The following is a 15965-nucleotide window of genomic DNA, read 5'->3' on the forward strand; positions in this document are numbered from 1 at the left end:
GTCAAATGATTTTCGCTCTCGAGGGACGTGAGCCAGTCACACTCGGGGAGAAAAATCGAAACGGGTAAAAACGTCTCCCGGGTAAGTAAAGATGAGCCGAGATAGCCTAGCCCGGCCAAGGCGGTAGATTCGAAATCTACTGTCCTCACGGACTCGGGAGTTCAAATCTCCCTCTCGGCGTTTTACAGCGACCAATTCAACGAGCGACGCGTAGCGGCGCGAGTTATACAGTCGCTGTAAACGACGTCGGGGAGTTTGAACTAGACCGAGGTTCTGCGCGAAGCGCAGGTTCTCGGGCGTAGTTCAAATCTCCCTCCACAGTTTCACTGACACAGTGAGCAAAACGCTCGAGAACCACTAGTGACCTCGAGGCCGATAGCAACGCGGTGCAGTTTCTCACCCGTGAGTTCGAGCCACCGTCGCCCGATCAGCCGTCCCCCTGACCGGCGTAGATGTCTTCCCACGTCACGTCCACGGATTGCTGAACGGGCTCGAGGTAAATTCGCCCCCACTGAATTCGTTTCCCCGAAATCCCCTTGATCGCGACGCCGCGGACGTCTAATTTCTCGTCGGTCTGTGCGCCGTGCATTCGGAGTGCGATCCAGGCAGTATCGCCGTCGATCGTCGTTCGCGAAAACTCGACCGCCAGATCGGGGGTGGTCTCGAACAGCTGTATCCAGTTCGCCCGAACCTGTGCGTCCGGTGAACGATCGTTCGGGGTGGATCGGCGTTTCGCTCCGATAGTCCTCGGGGAATGACGAGAGCAGTTCGTCGAGGTCGTGATCGTTCATCCCCCGCCGAAACCGATCCACGACGTGTTTGGTAGTTTGTAACATGAGTGCTCTCCACCGACGGAGGGTATATCCGAGATGTCAAGCGGTGAGTGAGAGAGGAGACTCGAGCCGAGTGTCACTCGGCAAGCCCGTCCGCGGCGGGGAGCGTGAACGAGAACGTCGTTCCGCCGTTTGGGCCGGAATCGATCCAGATCTCACCACCGACAGACTCATTTCGCTCGTCTGTCGAGCCCGGTCTCACGCTGTTCGCCCGGACGCCGTGGCGTTCGACGATCCGCTCACAGAGCGCGAGCCCGATTCCCGTTCCGGCGTGTTCCTCCTGGCTGTGCAGCCGCTGGAACACCTCGAAAACCCGATCTTCGTCCTCGGAGTCGATCCCGATCCCTTCGTCGCTGACCGAGATGACCCACTCGTCTTCGTCGCGCGTAGCGGAGATCGTCACTCGAGGTGGCTGTTCGCCTCGATACTCGATGGCGTTGTCCAGTAGGTTCTGGAACAGCTGACGGAGTTGGTTGGCGTCGCCCGCGACGGTTGGCAACGGCTCGCTGGTGATCTCTGCGTCGGTGTCTTCGGTCCGTCTGCCGAGATCCATCAGGACGTCGTCCAGCACGGCGTCAAGGTCGACCGGATCGAAGGAGTCACCCTGCGTATCGATTCGCGAGTACTCGAGGAGCCCCTCGATCATCGCACCCATACGCTCGGCACCGTCGACGGCGTACTCGATGAACTCCTCGGCGTCCTCGTCGAGTTCGTCGGCGTACCGGCGCTCGAGGAGTCCGAGATAGCTCGTGACCATTCGCAACGGCTCCTGGAGGTCGTGTGAGACGGCGTACGCGAACTGCTCTAAGCGTTCGTTGGACGCCTCCAGTCGACGCTGGTACTCGTGGCGCTCGGTGATATCGAAGTGTGCGACGGCGACGTATCGCTGTCCGCCGTCGGTGAACGGTGCCGCCCGCATGAGGAACCACCGGTGCTCGTCGGGGGAGTGACACGGATACTCGAATTCGAACAGGTCCCGCTCGCCCGCGAGAATTTCGGATACGCCCGCAGCAACCTCCTGTGCGGTCTCCGTCTCCGCTCGCGCGGTGACCTCGAGATAGTTCGTCCCGACCGTGTCCCCCGGGAGTTCGATGTCGTTTGCGTCCCCGAACTCCTGCCACGCGCGGTTCGTATGCAGGATCGTTCCCTCGTCGTCGAGAATCGCGAAGTTGATCGGGAGCGTGTCGACCGCCGCAGGAACGAGAGCCTCCGGCTCTCGAGAGTACATGGACAGGTCCAATCGGTCCACGGAGAAAACGTTGTTCCCGGCGGTTGTATGAGACGCGATTTCGGGCGTCTCGGCTCGCTGCAGACACCACTATCGGCCGTCGACCAGTATTCGAGTGCAACCCGGATGATCGTCGACACTGGTGTTGTGCATGTCAGTCGCAAGCACCCCGTTTATCGATATCTGGCTGGTAGCTACAGTGCCAGTAACTAACAATGGACACGGATCGCATCTACCGCGTCGCTCGTCGGGGTGAGGTGGCGCGATGAGTTTCGACGACAGCGAGGAACACGACGACGAGGAGACGTTCCATCCGCTCGGTGAATCGTGGCAGGACGGTCTCGAGGACGCGCTCGAGGACACCGAGTACGATGCGGAGCTGGGAATGGAGATGGCGAAAGACGCCATGCGCGTTACCGAGGGGAAGCTTTCGGAGGAAGAATTCTACGACCGGTATCACGACGACGTCGTCGAGGAGTTCGGCGAGGACGGTCGGCCGATGGCCGAGGAGATCGAGCAATCCAGAGAGGAGGGGCGGTTCGAGGAGACGCTCTCGCGGTTCGGCGTCGGCGAGGATTCCCGACGCAGCGTGATGAAGAAGATGGGGGGTGTCGGTGCCGTGGGACTCGGCGCGTGGGGAACGGCCAACAGCGGCGGCAACGAACCCGCACTCGTCCAGGACGAGGACCAGGAGGCAGACGAGCCGGACGATATGAACGGTGAGGGTATTCAGTGGGGGATGACGCTGGATCTCGAGCACTGCGACGGCTGTCTCTCCTGCGTCGTCGCCTGTGCCGAAGAGCACGACTGGGATCAGGGGGCGAACTGGATGTACGTCCTCGCGTACGAGGACGACACCGTGAGTTCGCCGCCCGCCGACGAGTTCGAGTCGACGGAGGACTTCGAGTATCTGATCCGGCCCTGTCAGCACTGTACCGACGCACCCTGTGAAAAAGTGTGTCCGACGACGGCTCGTCACACCCGAGATTCGGACGGGCTCGTCCTGACCGACTACGACGTCTGTATCGGCTGCCGATACTGTCAGGTAGCCTGCCCATACGGCGTCAACTACTTTCAGTGGGGTGAACCGGATGTCGGCGAGGACGAACTCGACGAGGACCACGTCTACGACGAACGCGACCGGCCGGTCAGCGCTCGCGGCCCGCGCGGCGTCATGGAGAAGTGTACGTTCTGTCCGACCCGACAGGACGGCAGTTTGGGTGACGAGATGGTCGGGAGGACCGCCTGCGAGGACGCCTGCCCACCCGAGGTGATCCAGTTCGGCAACATGAACGATCCGAACAGCGACCCGCAGCGGTATATCGAAAACACCGCCAAGAGCCGCACCCTCGTCCGCATCGCCGGTGACCTGCCGGACCCGGAGGACCTCGAGGCGGCGCTCGAGGACGTAGACGAAGACGAGGACGACGATCTCGAGGCCGTCACCGAGGCTGTCGAGGATCTCGACGAGGAGATGATCGGGAACCTGCTGGCGATCCAGATCCTCGGCGCGGAAGACCAGCCCGAGGTAGAAACGAGCAGCAGTTTAGCCGACCAGGAGCAAGACGCTCTCGAGGTGCTCGCAATGTTAGCCGAGCACGGACTGGACCTCGAGGACGAGGAGCTGCTGATTGAACTCGATCTCGCTGAAGAGCCCGACGAAGAAGAGGACGAGGAGTTCGAGGGGGCAAGCGAGGAACTCGCCCAGCAGCGGCTCGACACGTTCGCCGGCGATCCCGACTCGCAGTTCAAATTGCTCGAGAACATGGGCACGGATCCGAACGTCGTTTATCTCGGCAACGAGCCCGGTCCGACCGCGGAGCAGGTCGAGGGACCGGTGACCTACGACGACATCGGTCAGACGGACGACCGGAAAGATGTCCTCGACGAGGGGACCGTCGGCATCGACGGCCCGTCTCTCTGATCGACCCAGCGGCACGACTCGCCGGCTTCATTACGGCTGACCCGAACGTCCACGTATGAACGTTCGTCAGCGGGTGATCGTCGGCAGTCTCTGGATCGGGGTCGCGGCGTTGATGGCGATCACGCTCGAGCCAGGGATTCCGTCGACGGTCGATGAGTTCGCACGGCTGTTCGTCGTGATCGTCGCGCTGTTTCTCGCCGTCGTCTACCTGTTCGATCCCTGGAACATCCACGGGCGGCTGATGCCGGATCAGGAGTAGTCAGCTGGAACCGCAACCCCAAAACGTTGGTCGCGCTGAATCGCTCGTTAGTCGTCCGCCGGCGTAAGCGGCTGCGGATCGGCTGCGAGGAGTCGGTCGAGCGCATCGACCATCGCCTCCACGCTCGCCCGCGTGATATCGGCCTCGCTGCGAGCGACGGTGACCGACCGATCGTTGCGGACCATCGTCACCTCGACGGTAACGACGGCGTCGGTGCCGCCGGTCACGGCGTCGACGTGGTAGGAGTCGAGTTCCGCGTCGGCCATCGAGCCGAGCGCCTCTCGAACGGCGGAGACGGCGGCGTCGACCGGACCGGAGCCGGTGCCGCTGGCGACGCGCTCCTCGCCGCCGACGGCGAGTCGGATGCTCGCGGTGGGGACGGCCCCGCCGCTCGTCGCGGTGAGGTCGAGCAGTTCGACCACGCGCTCGCGGTCGTCGCCGGTGACGTCCTCGGCGATGGCGAGCAGGTCGGCGTCCGTCACCCGGCGGCCGCGGTCGCCGAGTTCGGTGACGCGGGTCGCGATTTCGGCGACGGCGTCGTCGTCGGCCTCGACGCCGTGTTCCTCGAGCGTCGCCTGGACGCCCGCGCGACCGGTGTGTTTGCCGAGTGCGAGCCGTCGCTCTCGGCCGACCGTCTCGGGCGCGTAGGGCTCGTACATCTTGTCGTCTTTGAGCGTGCCGTCGGTGTGAATTCCGCTCTCGTGGGTGAAGGCGTTCTCGCCGATGACGGCCTTGTTCGGCGCCAGTTGAATCCCCGTCGCTCGGGAGACCGTCTGTGCGAGGCCGTACAGTTCCGTGAGTTCGAGCGTCTCGACGTCGTAAACGTGGGAAAGAGCGATCGCGACCTCCTCTAAGGCGACGTTGCCGGCGCGCTCGCCAAGGCCGTTGACGGTGCAGTGAACGAGATCCGCGCCGGCGGAGACGGCCGACAGCGCGTTTGCAACGCCCAGTCCCAGGTCGTCGTGGGTGTGGGCGCTGACCGGCCCCAGTTCGGCGAGTCGGGAGACCGCCTCGGCGGTGCGCTCGGGACCCGTGTGGCCGACGGTGTCGGCGAAACAGACCCGATCGGCACCGGCGTCGAGCGAGGTACCCATGAGTTCCTCGAGGTAGTCCAGATCGGCCCGGGAGCCGTCCTCGCCGATGACCTCGACCCAGAGGTCGTGGTCGGCAGCGTACTCGACGAGCTCGGCGGTCTTCGCGAGGTTATCCTCGCGGGAGGTGCCGACCTTGCCCTCGACGTGACGGTCGCTCGAGGGAACGACGAGGTGAATACCGTCGACATCACAGTCGAGCGCGAGATCGATGTCAGTCCGGATCCCGCGACAGAAACTGGTCACGCGGGCGTCGAGAGCGAGGTCGGTCACGCGGGAGATGGCCTGGCGCTCGCCGGCCCCGGTACAGGCGCTGCCGGCCTCGATGACCGAAACGCCGGCGCGTTCGAGCGCGCGGGCTATTTCGACTTTCTCGTCGGGTGAGAGCGAGACACCTGGCGCTTGCTCGCCGTCGCGAAGCGTCGTATCGAGAAGGCGGACGGTACGGTCCGGGGAGATCGTCTGCTCGGCGGAGTGAGTCACAGGTACGAGTGAAGAGTGATGGCTTTCATCGCTGAATTTCACGCCCAGCCGGGTTGCCCCGACTTCCTCTATCCTCGGACTCCGGCGTTGAGAAGGGTTCTCGTGCCATTGTATCTCGCTCTATTGAATCACGGCGACTTAACTCCGCCGGTCACGGTACCATCTGCGTGATCCGTCGGTCGCGACCGACTCGCTGTCGGGACCCGAACACCCATTCTCCTCCCCGTTGTAGCACCCCTCGAGTATGGATCCAACCCTGGAGCCGCTCGCGCGATCGCTTCGCGAGGCCCCCGTCGTCGACAGAGGCGGCTACGAGTACTTCGTCCACGGCGTTACCGACGGCGTCCCGCCCGTCGAGCCGTCGGTGCTGCGGGCGATCGCCGACGGCATCCGCGAGCGGGTCGACCTCGAGTCCGTCGACACGCTCGTAGCCCCGGAAGCGATGGGCATTCACCACGGGACGGCGCTCTCGCTCGCGACCGACGTGCCGCTCGTCATCGTCCGCAAGCGCTCCTACGGCTTCCCCGACGAGGTCGCCGTCCACCAGGAGACCAGCTACGGCGAGGACGAACTCTTCTTGAACGGCGTCGACGCGGGTGACCGCGTGGTCGTCGTCGACGACGTGCTCTCCTCCGGCGGGACGATCGACGCCGTCTGTGGGGCACTCGAGACCGTCGGTGCCGAGATCGTCGAAGTCGTAACCGTGCTCCGACGGGTCGATGCCGACCACGAGGACGTCTCGCGCGACGTGACGAGCCTGCTCGACATCCGCGTTCGGGACGGAGCGGTCGAGATCGTCGACTGATCGCCGGGCGAATTCACCGACCTTCGAGAACGAGTCGGTCGCCGGCCTCGACGTCGTCCGCAGCCCCGGCGGGGAGTTCGACGAGCAGGTCACACTTCTCGCGGGCGAAGCTCCGCCACGGCCGCAGTCGCTCAACGCGCTGGACGACGCCATCGACGACCCAGACGGCGTCGATGGGGAAGAAGACGAACAGCATGTGAACGTCGCGCGTTTTGGCCGTTTCGAACCGGAACGCGAGCGCGGAACCGTCCGGAAAGGATCGGCGAAACATCAATCCTCGAGTCTGACTCAGGAGCGACTCCGCGAGGTCGACGTCCGTGGCCAGCACCTCCTCGTGGCTCACCGCCTCGGCGTCCGCTTCCGAATCGACGTTGCGTCCGACGGTCGAATGGTGAACCAGCTGCACGCTCTCGGCTCCGGGGGCGAATAGCAAAAACCTTCCCGCTGGCACCGAACGCGAACCGATTCGCGGAGACTCACTCAACCGCCGAACGAGAACGTCTCGTCGTCGGCCGTCTCACCTTCGGATTCCGTAGTTTCGCCGTCGGCGGTCTCACCGTCGGACTCCGTAGTTTCGCCATCGGCCGTCTCCTCGTCGGTTGCCGTCGTTCCCGCATCCGTTTCGTCGTTCGTCCCGATGATTTCGTCGCCAGAATCGATGCCGCGTCGTCCGTCGCCGTCGTCCCCGACCGTCGCGAGAGCGGCGGGGTCGATATCCGATTCTCGAGCCGTCTCGGACTCGGCGTCGGTTTCGAACCGGTCGAGCGCCTCCGAGAGCGTCACCGCCTGCTGGGAGAGATCGTCGGCCGATCGCGACACTTCCGTCAGTGCCGACGTCTGCTCCTCGGCGGCGGCAGCGACGTTCTCGGCTTCGGCGGTCGTCTCCTCGGAGATCGTCGCCACCTCGTCGACCATCGCGACGACTTCCTGGGTAGAGGCCGCCTGCTCTTCGGTCGCCGCCGAGATCGACTGCACGCCGTCGTTCGTCTCCTCGGCGTACTCCGAGATTTCCTCGAGCGCGCCCACCGCGTTCGTGACGAGGTCGTTCACGCGCTCGATCTCGTCGCTCGTTCGATCGATCTCTTCGGCGGATCGCTCGGTCTGGGACTTGATTCCCTCGAGACGGTGATCGATCTCCTCGGTGGCCGTCTTGACGTTCTGGGAGAGTTCCTTGACCTCGGCCGCGACAGCGGCGAACCCGCCGTCGTCGCCCGCGGCGGATCTGGAGGCCTCGATGTTGGCGTTGAGCGCGAGCATGTTCGTCTGCTCGGCGATCTCGGCGATCCGGTCGATCAACTCGTCGACTTCCGCGACTTCGGCGCGGAGTTGGTCGAACTCGTCGACGACGGCGTCGCGTTCGTGCTCGAGCTGTTCGCAGGCGTCGACGGCGTCCCGCGCTGCGTCGTGTCCCTCCCGGCCGGTGTGAGCCGTTCGTTCGGCGACGTCGGCGACCTCGTTCGAGGAGGCGGCGATCTCTTCGGTCGTCGTCGAAAGCGCGTTCATCTCCGCGTCGACCGACCGAAGCGACTCGTACTGTTGGTCCGCGCCGTCCGAAATTTCCTGAACCGACTCGCTGACCTGTTGGGAGGCGGAGCGAACCTCCTCGCTCGAGGCCGTGACCTGTTCGCTGGCGGTCGCGACCTCGGTCGCGAACCGGTTGAGGTCCTCGATGGTCGACTCGATCTCGGCGAGCATCTCGTTGAAGTCGACGGCGATCTCTTCCATGGTCTCGTTGTCCGAGGTGTTCGGGTCCATCCGAACGGTGAGATTCCCGCGTGCGGCCTCCGCCATGACGCCGCAGTAGGTCGTCGCCGCCCGTTCCAGGTCCTCGTTCAGTCGCTGGACGCGTTCGCGTTCGCGCTCGGCGTCGGCCCTCGCATCCTCGGCTTCGGTGATCTGCAGGTTCAACTCGTCGCGCATCGAGCCGAACCCGTCGTAGAGTCGGCCGATGTTGTCGATCCGCCTGGTCTCGAACTCGACGTCGAGGTCGCCGTCTTCCATTTTGCCGACCTTGTCGGTTAGCCGATCGATCGACACCGCCGTACTGCGCCCGATCACGGCGCCGAACAGGCCGATCAGCACGACGCCGAGAATCGTGATTCCGGTACCGAACTGATCGACCGTCTCGACGAATCCCAGCGCGTCGGACTCCGCGGTGTGGACGAGGACGAGCCAGCCGTCGGCCGTCGTATGGTAGCCGACGACGTAGCCGTCGGGAGCGAAGCCGTACGGCTCGTCGTGGAGGGTCTCGCTCGGAGCTCCGTCGACTTTCGTTGCGCCCGGCGCGTCCGCTCGTGCCGTCTCGAGGATGCCGTCGGCGTCGTCGTACGTCTCGAGGAAACTCACTGCGTCTCGATCCTCCTGATAGCCGAGGTAGGCGTCGTCGCCGACGATTCGGTCCTCCTCGTCGAGGATGGTCACGACGGTATCCGAATCCGTACTCGAGAGCAGGTCTGTCGATCGATCCGCGAGGGTGAACGTGACGACGAGCGCTCGGTCGGCGTCGTCACCGACGCCGATGTAGTAGGAAACCACCGGCCGATCGTCGAACGTGACTCGGTGTTCGTCCGGCATCGCGTACGGATCGGTTCGCTGGGTCTGGTGGATAGACGCCTCGTCGAGGGCGTCCGTCTCGGGGAATGCGATCCCCTCGAGCGTTTCGGCGTCGGTATCGACGCCGTCGAGCACCTCGCCGGTGGCCGTATCGACGTAGAGTGCGTTCACCCGTTCGTCCGGGAGGTCCTGGTAGACGTCTTGAAGGTACTCCTGTCGAACCTCCTCATCGTCCGACTGAAGGGCGGGTGCCCCGGTCGCCGTTGCGACGAGCTGTCTGTTTCGTTCGTCCCAGTTGTCCACCGCCTGTGCTTCCTGCACCGCGGCATCCTGCTGATCCTCGAGCACCGTCGATTCGACGCTCTCGGTGAGTGCCCCCGTCGCGACCATCCCGAGCGTGCCGATCGACACACCCAGGACGAGCAGAATGAGGCCGAACTTCAGTGCGTAGCTTCGCCGAACGATCGCCGGAATCCGGTCGTAAACTCTGTCCCGCATAGCTGATGACGTCGCCCGCCGATATTATTCTTTACGAAATAATACATCACTATTTCTAAGACGTGGATTTTTGTCACCGAACCGTTGTTATTCGCCGACAGTTCGAGAAGGAATACACCGATTTCCGTCGCTCGAAAGCGGCAAAAACGCAACCAACCGGCGTGGTAAAAAGCGTGAGAAAAGCGACGTTGCCGTCGATCTACTCGTCGAACGTGAAGGAGTCGTCGTCCGACTCCTCGGACGCGTCCGTGTCCGTCCCGACCGTCTCCTCGCCGAACGAGAACGTCTCCTCACCGGCATCCTCGTCGGGGGTGCTTTCGTTCGGTTCCGAGATGTCACCGACGACGGCGGCGCCGGTGGCGGTCTCGAGGGACTCAAGTTCGATGGCGGACGCGCTCGCGTCGGCGTCGGTTTCGAACCGATCGAGCGCCTCCGAGAGCGTCACCGCCTGCTGGGAGAGGTCGTCCGCCGATTGGGACACCTCCGACAGCGCTGACGTCTGCTCCTCGGCGGATGCGGCGACGTTCGCGGCTTCGGCGGTCGTCTCCTCGGAAATCGTCGCCACCTCGTCGACCATCGCGACGACCTCCTGGGTAGAGGCCGCCTGTTCCTCGGTCGCCGCCGAGATCGACTGCACGCCGTCGTTCGTCTTCTGTGCGTACTCCGCGATCTCCTCGAGTGCGGAGCCAGCGGTCGTCACGAGTTCGTTGACCGCTTCGATTTCCTCACTGGTCTGGTCGACCTCCTCGGCCGACCGCTCAGTCTGATCCTGGATCTCGCCGAGTCGGGCGCTGATCTCGTCGGTAGCCGTCTTGACGTCCTGGGAGAGCTCCTTGACCTCGGCAGCGACCGCGGCGAACCCGCCGTCGTCACCCGCGGCGGATCTGGAGGCCTCGATGTTGGCGTTGAGCGCGAGCATGTTCGTCTGCTCGGCGATCTCCGCAATCCGGTCGATCAACTCGTCGACCGTCGCGACCTCGTCGCGAAGCTGCTCGAACTCGTCGACGACCGCGTCGCGGTCCCGCTCGAGTTCCTCGCAGGCCTCGATGGCGTCGTCGAGTTTCTTGCGACCGTCTCGGCCGGTCCGAGCGGTTCGCTCGGCGACGTCCGCGACCTCGTTCGAGGAGGCCGCGATCTCCTCGGTCGTCGTCGAGAGGTTGTTCATCTCCGCGTCGACGGAACGGAGCGACTCGTACTGCTTGTCCGCACCGTCGGAGATCTCTTGTACCGACGCACTGACCTGTTCGCTGGCGGATCTGACCTCTTCGCTCGAGGCCGTAACCTGTTCGCTGGCGGTCGCGACCTCGGTCGCGAACTGGTTGAGGTGATCGACGGTCGCTTCGATTTCGGTAAGCATCTCGTTGAAGTCGACGGCGATCTCCTCCATGGTCTCGTTGTCCGAGGCGTCCGGATCCATCCGAACGGTGAGGTCGCCGTCCGCAGCGTCCTCCATCACGCCGCAGTAGGTCGTCGCCGCCTGTTTGAGATCCTCGTTTATCTGTTCGACGCGTTCGCGTTCGCGCTCGGCGTCGGCCCTCGCGTCCTCGGCCTCCGTAATCTGTAGTTTCAGTTCGTCGCGCATCGAGGCGAACCCGTCATACAATCGGCCGATATTGTCGATCCGCTTGGTTTCGAACTCGACGTCGAGATCCCCCTCCTCCATCTGTCTGACCTTATCGGTCAGTCGGTCGATCGATGTCGCCGTACTGCGCCCGATCACGGCGCCAACGAGACCGATCAGGAGGACGCCACCCATCGTGGCTATCGTCCCGTACTGGCTCACCGAGTTGACGAAGCCGTAGGCCTCGTCAGTCGAGGTGTGAGAAAGCACGACCCATCCCGTTTCGGTGCCGTGGTACGCCGCAACGTAGCCGTCCGGGTTGAAGTCGTGTGGCGACGACTGAAGTGCACTAACCGGTTCCTCCTCGAACGTCATCGATCCCGAATGGGTCGCGTTCTCAGAGGCCAACGCCTCGTTCAGAAGCGGGTGCTCGTCCGCGTAGGCGGTCTGGAACCCGGAGTCGACGAACCCGTCCTGTAATCCGTCCGCGCCGCTTCCGGTGAGTCTGTCGTCGAGGATGATCTGCCCCTCGCGATCGACGACGACCGTCGATCGTTCGCCTTCGACCGTCGCACCGAGGTCCGTCATCACGTGCTCGAGTTCGAACGACACGACGATCGCCGTGTCGTCCTGGCCGCCAGTGCTGATGTAGTGCGAGACGACCGGCGTGTCGTCGACGGCGTACGGCTCCGTTCGTTCGACGCTCGACGCCGACAGCTCCGAGTCGATCCGATGCGATTCGGGGAACTCGACATCCTCGAGCGTCGCCGCATCTTGCGTCGTCGTCGCCAACAGTTCGTGGCTCTCCTGGTCGACGTAGTGGATCGCTTCGACCTGTCCCGATAACTCGAGTTGGAGGTCGTAGAGATACGATTGGATCGCCTCTTCGTCACCCGATTCGATGACGGGTGTATCGGACGTACTGGCAGTACGTCGTTCGTTTTCTTCGTCCCAGTTGTCGATCGTATTCGCCTCCTGAGCGGCGAGGGACTGCTGATCTTCTAGCGCGTTCTCTTCGACGCTGTCGGTTATCTGGGCGGTCGCGACGAACCCGATCGCGCCGACGGAGAGGCCGAGTAGTAACAGGGCGATACCGAACTTCAGTGCGTAACTTCGTCGAATCGTCGAAGGGACGATCCGCCGTAATGAATCGAGCATTGAGATAGAACAGTTATCATTATTCAAAAAACCTTCCTGTTTGCGCTAGTATCTCACCAGCCTACAGTATCGCAGTAAAAAATGTTACGGCCGAATAGGGCGTGGCGTTGACAGTTGTGTCGAACTGCGCTCGGAGCATTCACATCAGTTCGGTCCGTACCGTGAACTCGACGCATGGAAAAAACGCCCCGGGGTACGTCCGTCGGCGTCGACGATCCGTACGAGTTCGCGGGCGTCTGTGACTATCTCACCGGCGAGGGGCAGTGTCGCTACGCGTTCGATCACTACGAGCACGACCCCGCGTTCGCCCGCGAACGCGCGGATGACGACTACGCCTGCCCCGTTGTCGATCCCGAAACCGACGAGACGTGGGCCGACTGCCCGCACTTTCGCTCTCGAAACCACGACCGAGAGTGTGTCCGCTGTGGACTCGAGGAAAAGCGCATGGCCCACGACGACGAACGCCCGCTGCTCGAGGAACACCACCTCTCGTATGCCCGCGACGGCGAGGAGTTGACCCACGAGATCACGGTCTACCTCTGCCGGTGGTGCCATGCGAAGGTCCACAACTCGTGGGCCCGGATTACCGACAACGCCGCGCCGGAGCCGGACGCAATCGCCGCGCTCGAACAGCGTCGCGGACGCGAGTACGACGAACTGGGCTTCGAGTCGGCCGCGGAACGGTACGGTGAGGACGAAGACGGCTCCAACTGAGCAAAATCGCCACCCTGCGGCTCGTTATCCCGTGTTCTTCATCCCGGCTGCGATCCCCTTGACCGTCAGCCGAAGCGTTCGTTCTTCGATGTCGGTTCGGTGAGTTCGGTCCAGCAGGTACACCTGCAGTAGGTTCAGCGGGTCGACGTAGGGGTTTCGCCGCGCCAGATTCTCACCGAGCCAGTCGCGGGTGTGGAGGGTCTCCCGTTGACCGACGGTGGTGATTAATTCGGTCGCTCGCTCGTACTCGTCGGTCACTCGCGGGAAGAATCGACCCCGGATGTCCTCGTCCGCCAGATCGGCGTACTGTTCGGCGATCTCGAGTTCGGTCCGGGACAGCGAGAGCGCGGCGTTGTCGAGCGTTGTTCGGAAGAACGACCACTCCTCGTACATCTCCTGGAGAGTCTCTATTGTGCCGCCATCGTCTAGGTAGGCGTCGAGACCCGTCGCGAGGGCGTACCAGCCCGGCAGGATACAGCGTGACTGCGTCCACGAGAACACCCACGGGATCGCCCGCAGGTCCTCGACGGTTCGCTCGCCGCTACGCGAGGCGGGACGCGATCCCAGGTCGAGGTCTTCGATGACCGTGATGGGCGTCGCCTGCTCGAAGTAGCGGACGAAGCCGTCGCTCTCGAGGAGGTCACGGTACTCCCGACGGGCGGCGTCGGCCATGGTCTCCATCGCCTCGACCCACTCGTCGTGGACCTCCTCTTCGGGCTGCTCTTTGGCGTACAGCCGCGCCCGAAGCTGTGCGTTGACCATCTGTTCGATGTTACGCTCGGCGATGCGCGGGTTAGCGTACTTTTCGGCGATCGCCTCGCCCTGCTCGGTGAACTTGACCTGTCCGGTCACCGTGCTGTTCGGCAGCGCCAGCAACGCCTCGTTCATTGGGCCGCCGCCGCGGGAAATCGAGCCCCCGCGGCCGTGGAACAGTCGCATCGTCACGTCGTGGTCGTCACAGATCTCCCCCAGTCGGCGCTGGTTCTTGTACAGCGACCAGTTGGCCGCGAGGAAGCCGTTCTCCTTGTTCGAGTCCGAGTAGCCCAGCATGATCTCCTGGGTGCGCCCGCGTGCCTCGAGGGCCTGCGCGTAGGCTTCGTTCTCGAAGAGCGTCCCCATGATCCGGCGAGCGCCGGAGAGGGCGTACTCCGTCTCGAGCAACGGAACGATGTCGAGCCCGCAGTGTTCTGGCAGGGAGACGACGCCGGCCTGATCGGCGAGGAACAGAACCTCGAGGACGTGGCTTGGTTCATCGGTCATCGAGATGGCGTAGGTGTCGATGGCGTGGACGCCGTACTCGGTCTGCCAGTCCCCGAGGTTGGCGAACAGGTCGAGGACCTTCGCCGACGAGTCCGAGAGATCCTCCGTCTTGGAGAGATCGACGACGGCTTCATCCTGAAGAATCGCGTCGGTCAGCAGGTCGGCCCGTTCCTCCTCGTCCATGTCGTGGTAGTCGATTCCCTCGCGCTCGAGGGCCTCCGCGATGGCATCGGTGTGGTTCTGCTGGTGTTCGCGCAGGTCCAGACTGGCGAGCGAGAAGCCGAAGGTGGCGACCTGCCGCCGGATCGGATCCACGTGCGCCTCGGCAACGCTCTCCGCACCGTTGTTCCGCAGGCTCCCCGCGATAATCTCGAGATCGTCGAGCAGCTCGTCGACCCCGTCGTAGCCGCCGGGACGAACGTCGCCGACGCGCTGGAGTCGCTCGCGCATCAGTTTGAGCTTCTGTCGGTAGGGCTCGTCGGGATAGCGTTCCTCGGCGGTTCGGGCACTACCGGGCAGTCGCTCGCGATCGTCCTCGAGCGAGACCAGGAACTCGGAGCCGGGATCGATCCGACTGCCGTCCTGACTGAGGACGCCGGACAGCCGCTTGAGCTGTTCGCGGTACTTTTCGAGGATCACCGAACGCTGGCGTTCCAGCGTGTTCGCGGTCACCTCGGGGGTTACGTAGGGATTCCCGTCCCGGTCGCTGCCCGCCCACGACCGGAACTCGAACAGTTTGGGAATCTCGAGATTCCCCTCGACTTCATCGTCGATCGCGTCCGCCAGTTCGTCGTACACTTCGCCGACGACATCGAACAGCGTGTTCTCGAGATACCACTGGACGTTTCGCGCCTCGTCTTCGGGTTCGGGCTGTCGATTACGGACCTGCGGCGTCTGCCAGAGGCTCGTCACTTCGGCGTCGATGTCCCGCCAGATCTGGCCCTCTTCCTTCTCGGTCAGTAGCCGCTCGTCGAGCGTCTCGAGCTCCGTCGAGATCGTTCGGAGCTTCGATTTGACCGTCTTGCGTCGGGCTTCCGTCGGGTGGGCCGTAAACGTCGGCTCGATCAGCACGTCGTCTAAAACCTGTCTGACGGTGTCGACGTCGCTGTTACCCAGCTCTTCGGCCGCGGTCTCGAGGCTGTCCTCGAGGGTCCCCTCGTGGGACTCCGTTCGAATCGTTCGCACCCGCTCGCGCTCTTCGGCGAGATTGATCAGTTCGAAGTAGGTCGTAAACCCCCGCGCGACGACTCGCTGGTGGTGTGGTGACAGTCCGCGGAGGTCCGAGATGAGCGCGTCGCGTGACTCGAGTTCGCCCGACCGGTAATCGATCGCGGCCTGCCGACACGATTCGACCGTTTCGAACGCCCGCCGGGAGGTCTGGTCCTCCAAAACGTCGCCGAGCAACGCACCGAGCTCTCGGACGTCCTGTCGAATCTCCCTGTTGTGAAGTCGCATACCCAGAGCGTACGGCTTCTACCTCAAAAACCCCCGTGGAGGGTCGCTACCTCCCATTTCATCCTTTTCCGTGATAGTTACTGACGGTGACCTGTTGGAGAGCAATCGATCGATTGCGGCTTCGATAATCTGTCACGTATTCA

Annotated in this window: 11 protein-coding genes and 1 tRNA gene; 5 read left to right on the forward strand and 7 right to left on the reverse strand. The window is 63.6% G+C overall.

The features are described 5' to 3' along the window. Window positions 1-95: 95 nt before the first annotated feature. A tRNA-Ser gene (locus NATTI_RS0116725) sits at window positions 96-180 on the forward strand. A 247-nt stretch (window positions 181-427) separates the two neighbouring features. On the opposite strand, the gene NATTI_RS27420 is transcribed toward NATTI_RS0116725, so the two are convergent. Next, window positions 428-784 (reverse strand): nuclear transport factor 2 family protein, encoded by a 357-nt coding sequence (locus NATTI_RS27420; protein WP_152423950.1) that lies wholly within the window; start codon window positions 782-784, stop codon window positions 428-430. A 125-nt stretch (window positions 785-909) separates the two neighbouring features. Next, complete coding sequence (locus NATTI_RS0116735) at window positions 910-2061, reverse strand: PAS domain-containing sensor histidine kinase (RefSeq protein ID WP_006090733.1); 1152 nt, start codon at window positions 2059-2061, stop codon at window positions 910-912. Between the two features lie 265 nt (window positions 2062-2326). Here NATTI_RS0116735 and NATTI_RS0116740 point away from each other — a divergent pair, with 265 nt between their 5' ends. Further along, on the forward strand, window positions 2327-3985 hold the full coding sequence (locus tag NATTI_RS0116740; RefSeq protein WP_006090734.1) for a 4Fe-4S ferredoxin N-terminal domain-containing protein: 1659 nt from the start codon (window positions 2327-2329) through the stop codon (window positions 3983-3985). Between the two features lie 55 nt (window positions 3986-4040). After that, window positions 4041-4244 carry a hypothetical protein gene (locus NATTI_RS0116745; RefSeq protein WP_006090735.1) on the forward strand — a complete coding sequence of 68 codons (204 nt, stop codon included), beginning with the start codon at window positions 4041-4043 and terminating at the stop codon, window positions 4242-4244. A gap of 47 nt (window positions 4245-4291) precedes the next feature. On the opposite strand, the gene NATTI_RS0116750 is transcribed toward NATTI_RS0116745, so the two are convergent. After that, window positions 4292-5818, reverse strand: coding sequence for a (R)-citramalate synthase (locus NATTI_RS0116750; protein ID WP_006090736.1), 1527 nt, complete (start codon window positions 5816-5818; stop codon window positions 4292-4294). Between the two features lie 244 nt (window positions 5819-6062). Between NATTI_RS0116750 and hpt the strand changes: the two genes are divergently transcribed. Further along, entirely contained in the window at window positions 6063-6623 is a 561-nt protein-coding gene (gene hpt, locus NATTI_RS0116755; RefSeq protein WP_006090737.1) for a hypoxanthine/guanine phosphoribosyltransferase, read from the forward strand. 13 nt (window positions 6624-6636) lie between these two features. Here hpt and NATTI_RS0116760 read toward each other — a convergent pair whose 3' ends face one another. From NATTI_RS0116760 to NATTI_RS0116770, 3 genes are all read right to left on the reverse strand, one after another. After that, window positions 6637-7029 (reverse strand): DUF192 domain-containing protein, encoded by a 393-nt coding sequence (locus NATTI_RS0116760; RefSeq protein WP_006090738.1) that lies wholly within the window; start codon window positions 7027-7029, stop codon window positions 6637-6639. Between the two features lie 74 nt (window positions 7030-7103). Next, the gene (locus NATTI_RS0116765; protein ID WP_006090739.1) at window positions 7104-9674 is read right to left on the reverse strand and encodes a methyl-accepting chemotaxis protein; all 2571 of its coding nucleotides are present in this window, start codon (window positions 9672-9674) and stop codon (window positions 7104-7106) included. 199 nt (window positions 9675-9873) lie between these two features. Continuing rightward, window positions 9874-12393, reverse strand: coding sequence for a methyl-accepting chemotaxis protein (locus tag NATTI_RS0116770; RefSeq protein WP_006090740.1), 2520 nt, complete (start codon window positions 12391-12393; stop codon window positions 9874-9876). A gap of 174 nt (window positions 12394-12567) precedes the next feature. Between NATTI_RS0116770 and NATTI_RS0116775 the strand changes: the two genes are divergently transcribed. Further along, window positions 12568-13107 (forward strand): DUF7097 family protein, encoded by a 540-nt coding sequence (locus tag NATTI_RS0116775; RefSeq protein WP_006090741.1) that lies wholly within the window; start codon window positions 12568-12570, stop codon window positions 13105-13107. 24 nt (window positions 13108-13131) lie between these two features. Here the strand turns inward: NATTI_RS0116775 and ppc are convergent, their stop codons facing one another. After that, on the reverse strand, window positions 13132-15822 hold the full coding sequence (gene ppc, locus NATTI_RS0116780) for a phosphoenolpyruvate carboxylase (RefSeq protein WP_006090742.1): 2691 nt from the start codon (window positions 15820-15822) through the stop codon (window positions 13132-13134). Window positions 15823-15965: the final 143 nt, after the last annotated feature.

Source organism: Natronorubrum tibetense GA33 (genome assembly GCF_000383975.1).
GTDB lineage: Archaea > Halobacteriota > Halobacteria > Halobacteriales > Natrialbaceae > Natronorubrum > Natronorubrum tibetense.

Bases quoted from the DNA above. Each gene is read 5' to 3' on its own strand.
- NATTI_RS0116735 (WP_006090733.1), bottom strand. From the start codon at position 2,061: ATGTACTCTCGAGAGCCGGAGGCTCTCGTTCCTGCGGCGGTCGACACG.
- NATTI_RS0116740 (WP_006090734.1), top strand. From the start codon at position 2,327: ATGAGTTTCGACGACAGCGAGGAACACGACGACGAGGAGACGTTCCAT.
- NATTI_RS0116745 (WP_006090735.1), top strand. From the start codon at position 4,041: ATGAACGTTCGTCAGCGGGTGATCGTCGGCAGTCTCTGGATCGGGGTC.
- hpt (WP_006090737.1), top strand. From the start codon at position 6,063: ATGGATCCAACCCTGGAGCCGCTCGCGCGATCGCTTCGCGAGGCCCCC.
- NATTI_RS0116765 (WP_006090739.1), bottom strand. From the start codon at position 9,674: ATGCGGGACAGAGTTTACGACCGGATTCCGGCGATCGTTCGGCGAAGC.
- NATTI_RS0116770 (WP_006090740.1), bottom strand. From the start codon at position 12,393: ATGCTCGATTCATTACGGCGGATCGTCCCTTCGACGATTCGACGAAGT.
- NATTI_RS0116775 (WP_006090741.1), top strand. From the start codon at position 12,568: ATGGAAAAAACGCCCCGGGGTACGTCCGTCGGCGTCGACGATCCGTAC.
- ppc (WP_006090742.1), bottom strand. From the start codon at position 15,822: ATGCGACTTCACAACAGGGAGATTCGACAGGACGTCCGAGAGCTCGGT.